This window comes from Brevibacillus sp. NRRL NRS-603, assembly GCF_003013445.1.
GTDB classification, from domain to species: domain Bacteria; phylum Bacillota; class Bacilli; order Brevibacillales; family Brevibacillaceae; genus Brevibacillus; species Brevibacillus formosus.
Genome location: NZ_PXZN01000012.1, coordinates 226,019 through 242,889, shown reverse-complemented (window position 1 = coordinate 242,889; position 16,871 = coordinate 226,019). Strand labels below are relative to the sequence as shown.

Here is a 16,871-nt window from a genome sequence, read left to right as displayed (position 1 = left end):
TACTGAATGGTATCGAGATCATTTCTTCTATAACCTCAATCGTAAAAGACGGGAAGCACCTTTCAAATAGGTACCTTCCCCTATCTTTTATGACGTAATAGGTACTGTGTTTTGATTCGCATCTTCATATAAAAAAGCCGAGTAAACGCTAGGTATCATCTCCTAACATGTACTAGGCTTGCCACCTGAATATTTTCCTACGTGTCCAACGACGATTTACAAATAACCCTTTTCTTCCTTCCACGATTGAGCCTCAGCAAAGAAAATCATCTGTCTTGTTGTAACCCAACAGAAGTTTTGCTTCGTTCATAGGCAAAAATGATCATCGTCACGCCTAAGATTGCACAGATCATATACATAAAGGAATAAGAGAAATGATCAGCGACTGGCCCCATGATGACTCCTCCCAGAGAAACACCCAAATCCGCCATAGCTATGAATAACCCGATTAACACATTGCGACCCGTCTTTGGCAGAACAAATGTCAAATACGTCGTTAACGTAGGATAGAGAAGGGCTTGAGCGATTCCCATTAATATGGCCCCTACGTAGAGAAAGACTGCTCCACCCACGCTAGAAAAGCTTACACTTAACGCCGCTACCGCAAGAATGAGCATAATTCCCATCATAAAAGAGGAACGCCACTTGCCGTCTGATGGAATTTTCTTTCTCAATGCAAACCGCGATAATACGACGGTACCCGCTTGAAGCATCAGAAAAATTCCCGCATTCCCGTAGGTGATTTGTACAGCGTACAGCGGTATAAAGGTTGTCGCAGCTCCAAATATAATAGATGCAGCCAGCATCAGGACGCTGCATTTACATAAATACGGGTTTTTGACTAATTGGCTCACGGAACCAAGCATGGTTGCTCCCGTTTCAGTCTGACCCGGAGCAGGCTCAGCCACTTTTTTGTCCATGCTGGCGCTATAACCCACCACTCCTGTAAGGATCGCAATGGTGACCATAGCAACTGTAAAATAAGAGCTATCCCCCGCTTGCCAGATGCCTAAAGCGAGTAAAGGACCAAGAATACCAGGCAAATAAGCACATAAGGAATACAGGGAAATTCCTTGAGAACGATCCTCGTCCGGCAACGCATCAATAATCCCTAACTGTAATGCCATGGAGAAAAAAGCGGTACACACCCCTTGCAGAATACGGGCAACAATAAAACCCTCTAATTCAGTAAACGTATACAAAATGAGAGCCGCTCCATTGAAAATTAGAATCGTGCGGAGCACTTTGATTGGTCCATGTTTTTGGATGATATGACCCGCCCACGGCCGAAACAACATGGTTGTAAACAGATACGCTCCCATAACGACTCCGATTGTTGTATTGGTCGCACCCAACTCTGCACCCTTTAACGGAATAATGACATTCAGAATAGAGTTCGCACTAAAATACAAAAGAGTCAATAGGTATAATCGTAAAAATGGCCAAGACAGAGCCCCTCTCATAGTTCTTGCTCCTTCCTCTGATCCTCTGCTCACTCTCGTTGCCAATTCCTTTAAGCAATAATCATTTGAAGCAGTTTCTTCGTATAGGCGGATTGAACATCTTTTAATTGTTCAACCTTCACAATCTCTTCGATCTCACCATTTCGTATGATCATAACTCTGTCGCATATATAGGCGGCAGCCTGTATATCATGGGTGATGAAGATATAGCCAATCTTGTAACGTTTCCTCAAGTCCTTTAGTAATTCAAGCACTTGCATTTGCACAGACCCATCCAGTGAACTGATTGCTTCATCAAATAGAATGAATCTCGGTTCTGTTGAAATGGCTCTCGCTATGCATACCCTCTGAGCCTCCCCCCCTGATAACTCATGAGGATATTTCTTTCGATAGGAAGAATCCAACCCTACTTGACTTAATAAATGATCAATCTCGCTTCGAACATCTTCTCGTCCCTTTCTTTTCATTTGCAAAGGCTCCCGTATGGCGTCCTCAACCGTATATAATGGATTGATCGAAGAAGTGTAATCTTGAAATACAGCGCTGATGTTCCCTGTTCTTCCTTTTCGATCCTCTACTTTTTTGCCCTCAAACAAGATGGCACCTCGATCAGGCTTTTCAATCCCCAATAGCAATCTTCCTAATGTTGATTTACCGCTTCCGCTTTCTCCGATGATGCCGAGACACTCCCCAGACTTGCATTCGAAGCTAATGTTTTTCAACACATGCTCTCTTTCCCTTGAGAACAATCCGCCCCTTCGGTATGATTTCTCCACACACTCAACGCTCAGCAATACTAACTCCTCCCATGACCCTCTTAAAATGTTGATTCATCGCTAGCTTCGAGGAGAGCAAGTAACGGGTATAGGTATGCTGCGGTTCAGAGAAGATGGCTTGGGTCGTCCCTTTTTCAACAATTTCTCCTTCTTTCATGACGAGAACCTCATCTGCTATTAATTTGACAATCCCTAAATCGTGAGAAATGAAGATCATGGAGCTGCCTAGTCGATCGCGCAATTGCAGGAACTGTTCAACCACTTCGAACTGCGAGATTGTATCGAGTGCTGTCGTGGGTTCATCAGCAATCAGAATGTCAGGCTCCAATACGATGGCCAGCGCAATCATGACCCGCTGCAGCGTTCCACCCGACAGCTGGTGGGGATATTTATTCATTACCTCGATCGGGTCTTTCAGCATGACGCTTTCCATGGCATTTTTCATTTTGGTTGTGATTTCGTCACGGCTCCATCCAAAATGTTCCACTAGCGTCTCCTTTAGATGAACGCCCACCACGCAAGAGGGATCAAAGGCACGCATGCCATTCTGTAAAATCATGCAAAGCTGCTTTCCCCTCCTTTTCCTCATCTCCTGTTCTGAGAGCTCCATGAGGTTTTCTCCTCGTAATAGAAGGTCTCCCGATTGGCGAATCCCGGCGCTATTCAATCTCATGATGGCCTTGCAAGTCACCGACTTCCCGCTTCCGCTTTCTCCAACAATGGCCAGGCAGCTTCCCTGCTTCACATGAAATGAACTGTTTGGAACGATCACTCGATCATTGCGGCTGTCCCAGATTTTTAGGTTATTTACCTCCAAAATGTTCATCATCCGGTTATACCACTCCCTTTCCCTCAAGCTTCACGGTAGAAGCAGCTTCTAATCCTTGCTGCTTATAGGTAGAAGTCATCAATTTGGGATCTAAAGCTACTTGAAGCGTATCAGACAAATAGTTAATGGCCGATACGACGATCACGATGGTCAAACCGGGAGCTAGCATGAATTCCGGGCGGGAAAACATGACGTCTCTCGCTTCATTCAACATCATGCCCCACTCTGCTTCCGGTGCTTGTATGCCTAAACCGAGAAAAGAAAATCCCGATATTTGCAAAATCATTGAACCGAAGGAGCTGCTTGAAATGACAGCAATGTCGGGCAATGCAACCGGAATAATGTGCCTGATCATGATTCCCATATTGCTTGCGCCGATTGCCTTTGAGAATTTTACATAGTCGGATTCCGCATATTGCATGACTGAGGCTCTGATGATTCGCGCGAACCACGCCCATTTTATCAATACAAAGGCGATGATCAAATTTTCAAAACCTACGCCCAAAATGCCTATAATTGCCAGGGTCATGACATATCCCGGAAAAGAAAGGACTACATCGCAAGCACGCATCAAGAAAGCATCTGTTTTTCCACGAAAGTACCCCGCAAAAACACCAACAAGTGACCCAATACATACAGACAGGAGCAGCGCAGCGAAGACCCAGAGCATGCTGGGACGAATAGCGTAAATGAGTCTGGATAAAACGCATCGCCCTAGGTGGTCGTTGCCCAAGAGATACTCCCATGATGCGGATGCAAATCGAAGCTCCATATGTACTTCTGCGGGATCATGCGGTGCAACGAAAGGCGCAAATATCCCAGCCATAGTTGTAAGCGTGATAATGGATAAGGATAGGACAGCAACCTTGTCTTTCCACACATTTTGTAATCGCTTCATCTAGAAACCATCCCTTATTTGGGGTTTCAATGCCGCATTGATGATGTCGGAAACGGTGTTGAACAGGATAAAGGCGACTGCCAACACAAGAACATAGGCTTGAATGATCGGAAAATCCCTGCTTAGTATGGATTTGACGCTTAGGGTTCCGAGCCCCGGCCAAGCAAAGATGTTTTCCACGACGACTGTGCTTCCCAAAATGATGGGAATCGCCATGCAAAATACGGAAATGGCCACCTGCAATGAATTTCTGAGAATGTGCATCGTGATCTTCTTCTCCGGTAAGCCGCATGCCCTTGCGTAGAGAACATAGTCTTCATTCATGTTGCTTAACATGGAACTTCTGATGATTCGAAAATAGATGCCAGCATAGCTGATTGTAATCACAACAACGGGCAATATATAGCTTTTGTATGACTCCATTCCGCTTGTCGGAAGCAAATCCAGCTTGACGGAAAAATACCAGATCAGCAGAGCAGCGAGCCAATAGGACGGCATCGATGTCAGGAAAAACGAAACGCCTCTGACTGATTTGTCCACCCATTTGCCTGCGTTCAATGCGCATACCACCCCCAGTACGACGGACAGCGTAACTATAGCAAATGACGATACCAAAGTCAGCTTTACTGTATGGAGAAAGGCTGGTCCTAGCATAGACCACACGGGTTTTCCCGTTATATATGAATCTCCAAAATCTAACTGCAAGCATGAAGCAACCCAGTTAAGGTACCGAGTCAAAAAGGGTTGGTCCATCCCAAGTTTCGCTCTGGTTTGCGCAAGTAACTCATCCGTTATTGTGGGGATGCCTTGCGAATGCAGCACCACTTCGGCGGGATCCATGGGAGATAGATGGATGAACGCAAACGTTACAAGTGAAATGATCAGGATCAAAGGAATCGATAGCATTAACCTTTTGGTGATATAACTGCCCATAGCAAGCTCCTTTTTTGTGTATTTATTCAAAGTACATCCGCTCAAATGGAAGCTCGAATTGCGTTTGCTTAAACGAGATACCCTGCAGGTTTTTGGGAGCCAAGATCGTGACTCTTCCATTCGTAATCGGAATAAATACAGCTTCGTTATGGACAATGGTCAAAATATCAGCATATAGCGATTTTCTATGTTCCTCATTAGTCGACACCATGACTTCTTCAATTTTTTTATAGAGCTCTTCAGCTTGTGCGATGCCTCTTGTCGTATGGTAATAGGAAGACTTGGAAGTAAAAGCAGCGATTGTGCTCTGCGGATCATACGCAAGTCCCCACGTTTGATTGAAAAGCAGGTCATAGTCACCAGTAGACCTTCTGTTCGCAATCGAAGAAGACTCCTCGCCAATAATCTCCAGTTGGACCCCTATTCTTTTTACCGTATTTTGAATCAATTCAGCCTGCGTTTTTTGAGTGGACGAATTTACATCATAATAAAGCTTCATGGCTAATGGTTTTCCGTTTTTCGTTCTGAATTCGCCTGCACTCCCTATAACCCAGCCTGCCTCCTCCAAAATTTTCTTTGCTTTTTCCAAATCATATCCCCGCTTCTGTAATTCCACGTTGGCGTAATTGACATTCGAAGAGAAAAGGGTGTAGGCTGCTTGTTCAGTACCATCAAATATTTGTTTACTGATTGTCTCTCTGTCAATCGCATGCCAAAACGCTTCGCGTACAGCCTTTTCATGTACAGCGCTCTCTGATTTACTGCTATTGGCAACAACTATGCCTGTATTCATTGGTTGACTGCGAATCATTTGGTGTTCACCTGATTCAACAAATTGATTCATAGCTTCTACATCGAGACTATTTGCGCCTCGATCATCCGTAAATACAAAGTTGACTTCTCCCTTTTGCAGTGCCAAGAAAGTAGTTTCGCCTGCGGGAAGTACTTTGGCTGTGATTTTCTTTACTCTAGGCGCGCCACCCCAATAATTTTCATTCGCTTCAAATACGGCATACTGATCGACTTTATGCTCAGTGAGCTTATAGGGACCAGTTCCGTTATAACCACTAACGCCATCTTTGGTTCCCCCGTTCACAAAATTTTTTGGCGAGATGAATACATAAGGTCTTGTCATCGACAATTCAACCAGCGTCGGGTAGTACGGTTCGGATAAGACCAGTTCAACCGTATATTCATCGAGTACATTGCAGGCCACGATCTTTGTTGATAACTTGATCCAGGAATGCTTGCTTGCATTGCTTTGCACCGCTTCGATATTCTGTTTCACTGCTTCCGCATTAAACAGCTCTCCATCGTGGAACGTCACGTTTTTTCTCAAATGAAACGTGTACACTCTTCCGTCTTCGGAAACTTCCCAAGATTCAGCCAACGAAGGCTTGATCCCATCTTCCGTATTTTCTACCAACGATTCGTAAACCATCCCTTGAGCTGGCATGGAGCCGGAATAAAAATGCGGGTTCATATCGTTAATATCTTTCGAAGTGGCATACACGATCTCTTTCCCTGTATCGGCTGACTTTGTTTTTTCCGTATCACCGTTACTGCAGCCCACCAGCAGAACGATGGAGACCATGAAAGTCCTTAATAAAAATCCCATATTTCTTGTCATACCATTTCCTCCAGAATGCGTGTTAGTATGATTTCTTTTATCCGATACCCGTATCGATCTCACTGCATATCATCTTCAAATCTTCTGCAAAGCTTTGCACAACAAACGCATCCGATAACTGTTCGCCCTTACGTGTTCGCGCGGCCTCCAAAATTTTACTTTCGTACGTTTCAATGAATGTATCGATCGTCGGGCAGCTGATATTTATGTATCTTGCAATGCCCTGTATGATTTTTATCCGATAGTAATCTTCCTTTGGCATGCGGGGGATATCCCAATACCCTTCTCTATTGATAAACAGTTTCCGGATGGGGACAGCCGAAAAATCGAAGTATTTTCCATCTGAATCTGGTTCCGAAAAAGGATCAATCAACAGTGAGGTATACCGAATGAACAATAAATACTCTTGATGAATCGTTTCATAACGAACGAAGTTTTCGATATCATCACGTGATAGACTTTCCAGCCTCACCGGATAGTTGTCATCCGTCATGAACTTTAGCAAATTGAGCCCTTTTATATTGAGCTTTTCCACCACTTTGGTAATCTCTTTCCATTGAGCCAGCATATCGCGTATGAGATATTGCGTAATGGGGCCCTCTGGAAACATTTTGTATACGTACTTTTTGATCGGTTCCTCTCCAAATATCACACGAAGGGAGAAAGCATTCATAAACAGTGGCGGATGCACGTATAGTGATATGTTTCTCGTTTCCGCCTCGAGCGGAGAGTCCATGACTTCCAACTTAATACTTAATTGCTCAAATAACTCACAAAGTATTTTTACATTCGGGGAGGGAGAGCGTGTCGAGCCGATGTAAAGCTTTTTCTTAACCCCTGTCGTAATCACTCGATTTGATGGCTCATCATGAAACCAGCGTGTATCGCCAAGGTATGTAGAAAAACTGATAATCTCCGCATTCGAATGAACCTTGTTTACATAATGGCGTAGTAAACTATTGGAACCAAAGGTCGGAGAAACCAAAACCATGCACTTTATTTGTTGTAAAACCTGGTCATTTATTTGGTGTAAGACCTGAGTATAAGCATCTGTTGTGACAGATAATATGAGGGTATCCCATTCCCCTGTAACACTCCCATACTCATGGAATACATGATCGATTTGGCATTCGCCTTCCATCTTTTGATGCTTCTCATTTTGAATATCAGCGCGAATTTGCAGATTGCTTTGCTTAAGTGCAGTAAAGAATGATTTGGAACGAACAGACTCGCGCCCAACGATCCCAACACAGCAATTCCAATGTTTTTTTAGCATGACAGCCATTTGAATGGAAGCAGGACCTGTTCCCAATAGCAAGATTCGTTTCATATCACCCATAGAAACCTCCTTTTAAGATCAACATGCAGCCGATGCTTTTTTATACAACGCGATATCAAACACATGGCCGGGACGCAAGATGGTTTCAATCAGCCTCCATTTCCGCTCATCTACCTCTCTCATGGGGTAGTTAAAAAGGGATTTCATTTGATTGCCGTATCGCATCGCCACGATCACTTGGTCATTTGTTAATGGATGCAATTGTTCTAACAGGTCATACTTATTTGCAACCGTTGAACTAAAGATGATATGGGTTGCATCCTTCGTCATATCAAGTCGTTCCACAAACTCTTTCTCCAAGCGGATAGACAATCCACTTCCCAGCCTTTCTACAACACTCCGCCCTAGTTCGATGGCCTCTTCATCAATGTCGATACCCACTACTTCCGCTCCTGTCCGCTTCCCAATCAACAATGGCGTCATGGGAAAGGAACCTGAACCTACCATCAACACCTTTGAATCAACCGTAACTTGAAAACTCCCAAATTCTTCTTCAATACAAGATTCTATGTTTTGAAAGTAGTCGGTCTTATCGGCAATCCCTTTTAGCAGCTTCAACGCACGATATTTCTCCATAATCGCAACGCAAATCGCCGACGATTTCCTTACACTCTCCACAAGCTGGTTCAATTGGTTTACGATTGGCTGTTCTAGCTGCTCCCAGACTTCTTTGTTTCTTTCGTCCGTTATGAAAGTAGAATACTCATCGATGATCCTCTCTAACTCCGAGCTGTGTTGGATGGTACCGTCATATCGATCTGCTAAATGGGTGAACCTTTCTAGAAATGCAGTCAAGTGTTGATGCAACTGTTCTAATCTATTCATTCTGTTCTCCCCTTGCTATCTTGAATCTCGATGAATGCTTTGCCTCGTGCCACGATTCCAACTGCACCCTCAATTTTGAGACTTGTTACTTCTTCTCTTTGCCAATCGGCCGTTACATGAATCGTGCCTCCCGGTTGTCGGATGGAAGCAGCGATATCGCCTTGTTTTTTCCAAGCCAGATAGGCTCCAAGTGAAGCAGTACCTGACCCACAGCCGCTTTCCCAGATCATGCTATCTAATGACGGAACGAAGATAAGTGGAGCCAGTTCATTCGAGGCTGGCTGATACAATAGCACCCCGATTAAATTCACCCCTCCAGTTACTCCAAGCAGCTTGGCTAAAGATTGCGCACGTTTTCTTACCGCCTCATTGACCCGATCTACTTCAATCACGATGTGAAAGAAATCTTCATATCTCACAATCACCATGTTTATTTCGTCGCCATCATAGTTGATTGATTGCTGCTCGATCTTTTTGGGAAGAGGCATCGAAACCTGGCAGAAATATTCATCTTTGATTCTTTTTACTTGACAAACAACGAAGTGATCTATTCCCGAAGCTTCCAAAACAATTTCGGTCAAATCATCATGCTGTAGACCATTTTCATGCGCGATAAGCGACGCTAATGCCATGCATGCATTGCCGCAAAACTCACCCCCAGCCATTTGCAGATGTGCCGCTGCTCCATTTTTATTCGGTTTTTCGATAAAACCCACTTGTTCAGCATGAACACTAGCGTAGGACATAATTTTTGACGCGATGTGCGTATACTCTTCAGCTGGATGATTGTTTTTCACAAGAATGGTCATATTTTGTGTGGGATTAAACTTTATAAAATCGATTTCCCGTTTCATCTCAACCTACCCTCTTACCATATTTTTGATGAAAAGCTAATGACCTTAGATTAAACGTAATCATTACGATTTAATACCTAAAAAAAATAAACCGTAATGATTACGATTATTATCGAGTAAATCATAACCACAATTTGGGTGTCTGTCAACGGTAGACTTGTCGTTCTTTATTCCTTTTCTCGAACTCGATCACCCTTCCAGGGATGCGCTCTAGTATTTTCTAGTAGGATTTTTACATTTATACAAGAAGAATACCTTGACTTAACAAAGTGGAACAGGTAATCTTTACCCGCACCACAAACGGATTTTATCGTACAGAAAGGTTGTATTGACTTCATGGCGTTATCTCAAACTACTACCAAGAAACAGGTCAACAAGGAAAAGTCTTCTATCTCCTTGCTCTCTCTTACCGTCGGTTCTTTTGCCATTGGGATGACGGAATTTGTCATTATGGGGCTTTTGCCGAATGTTGCAGAGGATTTGAATGTCAGTATTTCATCTGCGGGACAACTCATTACCATGTATGCTCTGGGGGTAGCCGTCGGCGCACCGATCCTGACAGTCCTCACCCATCGGATTCCTCAAAAGAAGCTACTCTGTCTCCTTATGATTCTATTTATTCTCGGGAACGGAATCTCTGTGTTTGCTCCCAACTACGAAATACTGATGGGAGCACGCCTGATCACCGCTTTGACACACGGGACGTTCTTTGGGGTTGGGGCTGTTGTAGCTTCCAGTCTTGTAAGTCCTGACAAACGTGCCGCAGCCGTTTCCATTATGATGGCAGGTCTGACGATTGCTAATATTATTGGAGTGCCTCTGGGGACTTTCATCGGTCAACACATGGGGTGGCGAGCCTCATTTGGCTCTATTGCGATCATGGGAATAATAGCACTGATCGGAATACTCGTTTTCGTCCCAAAAATGCGGCAAGAAAATACGGGGAGTATCACTGGGCAAATTACTGCCCTTCTCAAACCAAAGCTTCTTCTATACCTCTTGATCGGAGCGCTGGGCAATGCAGGTTTATTCACCGTATTTACGTATATTACGCCACTGCTGACGCAAATTACCGGTTTTGCTGAGTATCATGTAACGTGGATTCTTGTTCTCTTCGGCTGTGGAGTGACCATCGGCAATATCGTGGGCGGAAAGCTTGCAGATTGGAAGCTGATGCCTTCCATTCTCGGACTTTACTTAGCGATATGCATCATTCTGACGACCTTTACGTTTACGCTGTATAGTCCAGTAGCTGCCGTATTGACCATTTTTCTATGGGGCGCTGCATCCTTCGCTGTATTTCCAGGGCTGCAAGTACGTGTGATGAACCTCGCTCAGAATGCACCAGCGCTTGCTTCCACTTCCAGTCATTCTGCCGGAAATCTAGGAAATGCGGCTGGTGCTTTCATTGGCGGATGGGTTATTACACATCTTGATATTACTTCCCTCCCATGGGTCGGTGCCGTGCTCGTAGGACTGGGTCTGATTTTAGGAATCGCATCCTATCTGGCTGAACGCAAGCCGCAACAAAGTTGAAAAGGGTACTCAATTTGAGCACCCTTTTTCTTTTTACTCTGGTCTAAGCTGTTCCGTACGGTTTTGCCAACATTCGCTCCCACATCGGAATAAACTGCTTGATCAGCGGTCCAATGGCAAGGGCTGTCACAAATGTTCCCGCCGAAACGGGCCCACCAAGCAACAAGCCCAACACCATGACTGTGCACTCGATACCGATTCTGACTTTACCGATGCCCCATCCCATTCGTTCATGTAAAGCTAACATAAAACTGTCACGTGGACCAGCTCCCAATCGCGGTGAAATATACATGCCTGTACCGATCGTATAGATGAGCAGACCAACAACGAACAAAATAGCTCGTTCCAAAACGGTTTCTCCTGTAGGAATCCAGTTCAGCCACATGAATAAGTCAATAAACAGCCCGAAGAAAAACATGTTTAAAAACATACCTATGTTAGGCCGGATCTTGCCAATGATGTAGGAAGCGAGAATGATTATGGCTCCCACGATTTGCGACCATATACCGATGGTCAGTCCAAATGTCTTCTGTAATCCGATATGCAGTGTATCCCACGGTGCAACCCCTAAATGAGCCTCAATCATCATGCCAATGCCAAACGCCATGACCGCCAGTCCAATCATAAACACACTGTATCGAACTGCAAGCGGATGAAACAGGAACTTCCTCCACATGATTTTCTCCCCCTCTAATCATTCTAGCTTTTACAGTACCTGTAGGTGGAGATTTGGTGAATGCTACCTTATCAAGAACGATTTGCAAATTCATAAGGATCACCTTCCTATTTCGAAATGGGGAACATGATATCCACGATGGTACCCTTGTTGATCTCACTTGAGATGGTTATAGTTCCTTGATGATCTTTCATTATTTTATTGCTGACAAGTAAACCTAAGCCTGTTCCTTTCTCTTTCGTTGTATAAAACGGTTCGCCGAGCCTGGGCAGCAGCTCTTGAGAAATGCCACATCCATTGTCGGTAAAGCGAATCAGGACGTGATTATTATGTAGACATGTGGTTTCTATGCTGATTATGCCATTTGCCGTGATCGCATCCAGGGAATTTTTCAATATATTGATAAAGACTTGTTTTACTTGATTTTCTTCTCCATTAATCGCTATCGGTATTTGGCTAAATATTGTGTTGATCGTCGTGTTGTTTAGATTTGCTTCTGATTCGAGAAACTTTACCACACTTTCAATAAGAGGGTGTAAAAAAATCCGCTTCACATTCAGCGTTTGCGGTTTGGCCAATACAAGTAGCTCACTCACGATAAAATTGATTCGATCTAGCTCGGACAACATTATGTCTGTATACGTGGTGCCGCCCGATAGTGTTGGCCTCAAATATTGGATAAAGCCTTTCAACGCCGTAAGCGGATTTCTTATTTCGTGCGCAATACTTGCAGCCAATTCACCGATTACGGACAACTTCTCTGTTCTGCGAAGAAGTTCTTCGTTCTGCTTCCTCTCCGTTATGTCACGTGTAATGTTGATGAAGTATTGATTTCCGCCATCTGAGCTGAAAAACGGCATCCCTCTTGATTCGAGGTAGATCCATTTCTCGTTTTCCAGTTTATATCGATACTCACATGTAATAGGTATATCGAACTGAGTCATAGTGGAAAATCGCTCAGAGACGAGTGCTGCATCTTCAGGATGTATGTTTTTAAAAATAATTTGGCTCGTACCTAATTTCTTCACATGGGAAGGTGAACTATACGATACGTGACCGTATTTATCTATGACGGAAATGAAGTCTGCCGTGTGTTCGGCAATGAATCGATACTGTTCCTCGCTCTTGCGCAAGGCTTCTTCGGATTGTTTTCGCTCGGTGATATTGCGTGAAACGAATAAAAAGCTTTCAACCTCATTGCTCTCAGACATGATCGGAACACAACGCGACTCCCAATACACCCACGATCCATTTTTATGTCGTAATCGGATCTCCATTTGGACATTTTGGGGATGCATAGAAATTAAGGAACGCAGATCTTTCACGATATGAACATCATCGGGGTGAATGTGATCAAAACTATTCGTTTGAAGGAATTCTTCCGGTGTGTATCCCAAGTGGTGCTCGATAGAAGGAGATACAAAAAGGTTATTCATATGTACATCATATTGACAAATAACATCGCTCGTATTTTCTACGAGAATGCGGTACTTTGCCTCGCTTTTCACGAGTGCTTCTTCCGCCATTTTGCGGTCCGTTATATCTCTGGCGATGACTGAAGTTCCGACGATCCTTCCTTCCGTATCTTTTAACGGAGAAGCGGTTAGACCAACCTGAACGATCTCACCATTTTTTCGTTGACGCACAGTTTCATAGCCCGTAATATTTTTTCCTTTAAATTTAATCTCGTGGAAAATTTCCTTTGTCTCTTGAATGAGATCTTCAGGTACGAGACAGTACGGGTCATTCAGGAGGTCTTGATATGTCCAGCCGTAGATTTTTTCAAAAGCACTATTCAAAAAAAGTATATTACCCTGCATGTCCCTGATTGAAATCGCGTCCGTTGTCGTTTCAACCAGTGACTGAAGCAGCTCGTTCATGTTGATCTGTTCTTGTCTAAGGTTGATTCGCTGAGCTTCTTTATCCATAGGCTTATACCTTCCTTAAACGAAGATTGTGAATAAGGTTAATATTCTATGTTTGTTGAAAATATCCTTGAGAAAATATCTATCCCACTAAAAAAATACCGCCCCTTAATGAGGAGCGGCATAGTTTGGCACCTTTTCCTATCGATTCGATTCTTATTGAGTGCTTTCCTCAGAAGCCATGGCACTGGCTTTCGTCTCATGAACGGTGCCAAATGGATGCTGAGGTGGCGCGTAGATGGAATATACTTTAAGCGGCGTATTACCCGTATTGATAAAATTGTGCCATGTGCCCGCAGGGATCATGATGGCATCGTCATCATTGACTCTTCGTTCAAAATCTAAATGATCTTTGCGATCCCCCATACGAATAAGTCCTTGACCTTCTTCCACTCGGATAAATTGATCCGTATTCGGATGATTTTCTAAACCGATGTCGTCTCCAACATTTATACTCATCAGTGTCACCTGCAAGTGCTTCCCTGTCCATAATACTGTACGGAATGTGTTGTTTTGCTTTGTGGCTTCTTCAATATTCACGACAAAAGGCTTTGGTCCATAATCTCTCAATTCGATGGTATTCTGATAACGATTCCAGTATCGATTCCCATTTGCATGGCCCCAGTTGTAATAATGAGGACTCCACCCATAGTGAAAATGGTTGTTGTTCCAGCCGGCAAGCACGGGATAATACCCTTGATAGTAATGGTAATAGTTGTTGTACATCCCTATCTCCTCTCCAGTGTAAAGGATTTACCCTTTAGCCTATGTGGCTACCTGATGACAGGGAACTATTCTGAAGAGCAATTTCAGATGGTTCTTCCCATTCAGTTGGTGTAGCTATGATTGGTTGCCGGTCATCCTTTCACGGGTATCAATTTCCACGCCGGATAATCGTTTGGTAAAGGTCGCTCGCCAATTTGTGGACAGCTCCTCTACTTCCAACAGCTTTTTCATGCCATCGATATTGTCTTTCTCTTGATGCATGATTCGGTTTGCATACGATACCGTTATTGCCTTTGGATGGCGCGAGAGCATTGTCAGAACATCTGAATGCGATACCTGCCCTTCTTTCAACACGCGAAAATAGAAGCCGGTATAGCCTGTCTCCTGTACCTTCAGCACCATTTCGGGTACACCGTATCGCACAGACAATTTGTAACAGGGCTGTCTCGGTTGACTGACTTGTACGACCGCTTCCCCTAGTTGAAAAGTATCACCGATACAAACATCCGTTTCTATTAATCCCCGAATTGTCAGATTTTCTCCGAATGCACCGATTGGAAGCTCTCTCTGTAATTCAGCCTCCCAAAATGGGTAGTGCTCATAGGGATAGACGCATACAGCCTTTTCCTTCCCTCCATGGTGGACAAGATCAGCCTGTCCATCCCCCTCCAAGTTCAATAAGGATAAATAAAGAGCTTTTGTGGTCGGGGTTTTGTAAATGCCGGTAGAAACCTCTTTGTTTTGATACTGTACCTGTTTGGGTTTCCCTACATTTATTGAAAGGATTTCGATATTCACAAGCGATCACCTCATTCTTTCATGGAAGTGGGCATTGCACACTACATTCATATCATTTCATAATGGTTTACCTTATAATAATAGGAAAAACCTATTGTTAGATCACGAATCGCTGGAGGGATGGTCGTTGGAGCTCAAGCAATTAGAGTACTTTATGGCATTGTGCCAAGAGTTGAATTTTACCCGCGCAGCCGAGAAATTGGGCATTGCGCAGCCTTCACTCAGTCAGCAAATTCGTCTGCTTGAGCATGAAATCGGCATGCCCTTGTTTGATCGCATCGGCAAAAAAACGGTTATGACAGAAGCAGGCAAAACATTGCTTCACCATAGCTATCATGTGTTTCATGAGTTGTCACAGGCACGTGCAGCGATTAGCGAGCTGCAAGGCTTAAGCAGAGGCGCATTAAAGATTGGCGTACTGCTGACGGTTGTCAATTACTTGCTCCCGCCTACTGTTATCGCGTTTCATCAGCGTTATCCGAAGGTTGAATTGTCTGTTTTCGGGTTGAGAACCGGTGATATTTATGAAGGACTTTTGAGAAACGAACTCGATTTGGGGATTGTCTTTTTGCCTATGGAGCACGACGACCTGGAAACCATTCCGCTCTATACGGAAAATCTGGCATTAGGAGTGCCTGTGGATCACCAGCTCGCGGAGGAACCGTTTGTTTCCCTCGCGATTTTGAAAGAAACCCCCTCCATTTTATTGCCCAACACCTACTTTTTGCGTCAGTTGATTGATGAAAGGTGTCAGGAGCTAGGCTTCTCGCCACAGCCTGTTTTGGAAATGACCACAATGGAATCCATTACAAATATGGTCGGGCAAGGTGTCGGGGTCACGGTACTTTCGAAAGGTTACCTCGACTATCTCGATGATAAACGGATTCGCACGATACCGATCCAACAGCCCGATATCACGGCGCAAATCGGTATCGTTTACCGGAAAAACAAATATTTGTGCGCAGCAAGCCGAGTTTTTATGGAGCAATTGATTGCCTCGGTAAAGCGTGATGAAGGTCGATGATGCGGGAGTCAAGATCAGTTTATGACGAGGCGAATGATTGTTCAATAGCATCCTTTTTATCATTTCGATAGGTATTCCCTATTATTATTTAGTCATTCCCGGAGGAAATATGGTCAGGACATTCTTTCAAGGATGCTTCATGCGCAAGGTACTTTTGAATAAAACCTTTGAACGCTTCAACAAATTCTCTATACAGGTCTTTTTCGAAAGTTAATGGCGGAACATGGATCGGTTTTGACATGTCCATGCCATATCCGAATGTTCTCCAAATGATGTAATCCTTCGTCTCCTCTACATTCGCGGCGACAACTGTACAAGAGAAATCCATGTCATCCGAACAAACTAAAATAGGAAGAGCTACATTTGTAAAAGAAAGCAATTCAAGGACTTTTTGCTGATCCCGATTATCAAAAAGTTCGATAGGTGGAACTAATAAATCAAAAGAACTACTCCGAGTATTTTGATTCAAATAGTCATTCAAAGTGATGTCGTTGATAGTAATAACATATTGGGGATGCTGAAAACCCTTCATCTGATCTTGGCGTATTTCGATTTTGCTATGTATGTATTTATGGGCCCTACCCACTTTAAGCACCTCCGTCAAGGATGACTCTTTGTATTGACTCCCTTTCATTTTAC

At 43.8% G+C, this 16,871-nt stretch carries 16 protein-coding genes; 2 read left to right on the top strand and 14 right to left on the bottom strand.

Translation table 11 applies throughout. From position 1 onward, the window contains the following. Positions 1 to 266: 266 nt before the first annotated feature. Genes cntE through C7R94_RS08560 form a run of 9 tightly spaced genes read right to left on the bottom strand, consistent with a single transcriptional unit; the run spans position 267 to position 9,547 of the window. Positions 267 to 1,463 carry a staphylopine family metallophore export MFS transporter CntE gene (gene cntE / locus C7R94_RS08600; RefSeq protein WP_106780020.1) on the bottom strand — a complete coding sequence of 399 codons (1,197 nt, stop codon included), beginning with the start codon at positions 1,461 to 1,463 and terminating at the stop codon, positions 267 to 269. 50 nt (positions 1,464 to 1,513) lie between these two features. Further along, positions 1,514 to 2,257 (bottom strand): ABC transporter ATP-binding protein, encoded by a 744-nt coding sequence (locus C7R94_RS08595; protein WP_106780018.1) that lies wholly within the window; start codon positions 2,255 to 2,257, stop codon positions 1,514 to 1,516. Beyond that, positions 2,244 to 3,065: a staphylopine uptake ABC transporter ATP-binding protein CntD gene (gene cntD / locus C7R94_RS08590; RefSeq protein WP_106781237.1), complete on the bottom strand. Its 822-nt coding sequence runs from the start codon at positions 3,063 to 3,065 to the stop codon at positions 2,244 to 2,246. Before cntD ends, C7R94_RS08595 begins: the two co-directional genes overlap by 14 nt. Positions 3,066 to 3,072: 7 nt before the next feature. Further along, on the bottom strand, positions 3,073 to 3,966 hold the full coding sequence (gene cntC / locus C7R94_RS08585; protein WP_106780016.1) for a staphylopine uptake ABC transporter permease subunit CntC: 894 nt from the start codon (positions 3,964 to 3,966) through the stop codon (positions 3,073 to 3,075). Next, on the bottom strand, positions 3,967 to 4,899 hold the full coding sequence (opp1B, locus tag C7R94_RS08580) for a nickel/cobalt ABC transporter permease (RefSeq protein WP_106780013.1): 933 nt from the start codon (positions 4,897 to 4,899) through the stop codon (positions 3,967 to 3,969). A gap of 22 nt (positions 4,900 to 4,921) precedes the next feature. Next, positions 4,922 to 6,529: a staphylopine-dependent metal ABC transporter substrate-binding lipoprotein gene (cntA, locus tag C7R94_RS08575; protein ID WP_106780010.1), complete on the bottom strand. Its 1,608-nt coding sequence runs from the start codon at positions 6,527 to 6,529 to the stop codon at positions 4,922 to 4,924. Between the two features lie 37 nt (positions 6,530 to 6,566). Then, positions 6,567 to 7,868, bottom strand: coding sequence for an opine metallophore biosynthesis dehydrogenase (locus C7R94_RS08570; protein WP_106780007.1), 1,302 nt, complete (start codon positions 7,866 to 7,868; stop codon positions 6,567 to 6,569). A gap of 18 nt (positions 7,869 to 7,886) precedes the next feature. Further along, the gene (locus C7R94_RS08565) at positions 7,887 to 8,693 is read right to left on the bottom strand and encodes a methyltransferase domain-containing protein (protein ID WP_106780005.1); all 807 of its coding nucleotides are present in this window, start codon (positions 8,691 to 8,693) and stop codon (positions 7,887 to 7,889) included. Then, on the bottom strand, positions 8,690 to 9,547 hold the full coding sequence (locus tag C7R94_RS08560) for a histidine racemase CntK family protein (protein WP_106780002.1): 858 nt from the start codon (positions 9,545 to 9,547) through the stop codon (positions 8,690 to 8,692). Before C7R94_RS08560 ends, C7R94_RS08565 begins: the two co-directional genes overlap by 4 nt. A gap of 336 nt (positions 9,548 to 9,883) precedes the next feature. Between C7R94_RS08560 and C7R94_RS08555 the strand changes: the two genes are divergently transcribed. Beyond that, on the top strand, positions 9,884 to 11,083 hold the full coding sequence (locus tag C7R94_RS08555) for an MFS transporter (protein WP_106780000.1): 1,200 nt from the start codon (positions 9,884 to 9,886) through the stop codon (positions 11,081 to 11,083). A gap of 43 nt (positions 11,084 to 11,126) precedes the next feature. Here the strand turns inward: C7R94_RS08555 and C7R94_RS08550 are convergent, their stop codons facing one another. The 4 genes from C7R94_RS08550 to C7R94_RS08535 form a co-directional block, all read right to left on the bottom strand. Further along, positions 11,127 to 11,759, bottom strand: a complete 633-nt coding sequence (locus C7R94_RS08550) for a YczE/YyaS/YitT family protein (protein ID WP_106779997.1) — start codon at positions 11,757 to 11,759, stop codon at positions 11,127 to 11,129. 107 nt (positions 11,760 to 11,866) lie between these two features. Further along, complete coding sequence (locus C7R94_RS08545) at positions 11,867 to 13,687, bottom strand: PAS domain S-box protein (protein ID WP_106779995.1); 1,821 nt, start codon at positions 13,685 to 13,687, stop codon at positions 11,867 to 11,869. Between the two features lie 153 nt (positions 13,688 to 13,840). After that, complete coding sequence (locus C7R94_RS08540) at positions 13,841 to 14,410, bottom strand: cupin domain-containing protein (protein ID WP_106779993.1); 570 nt, start codon at positions 14,408 to 14,410, stop codon at positions 13,841 to 13,843. A gap of 114 nt (positions 14,411 to 14,524) precedes the next feature. Next, positions 14,525 to 15,208, bottom strand: coding sequence for an MOSC domain-containing protein (locus C7R94_RS08535; protein ID WP_106779990.1), 684 nt, complete (start codon positions 15,206 to 15,208; stop codon positions 14,525 to 14,527). A 127-nt stretch (positions 15,209 to 15,335) separates the two neighbouring features. Here C7R94_RS08535 and C7R94_RS08530 point away from each other — a divergent pair, with 127 nt between their 5' ends. After that, the gene (locus C7R94_RS08530) at positions 15,336 to 16,232 is read left to right on the top strand and encodes a LysR family transcriptional regulator (RefSeq protein WP_106779988.1); all 897 of its coding nucleotides are present in this window, start codon (positions 15,336 to 15,338) and stop codon (positions 16,230 to 16,232) included. Between the two features lie 88 nt (positions 16,233 to 16,320). Here C7R94_RS08530 and C7R94_RS08525 read toward each other — a convergent pair whose 3' ends face one another. Next, a complete protein-coding gene (locus C7R94_RS08525) occupies positions 16,321 to 16,827 on the bottom strand; it encodes a hypothetical protein (RefSeq protein ID WP_233220526.1) in 507 nt (168 codons plus the stop codon). Positions 16,828 to 16,871 lie beyond the last annotated feature (44 nt).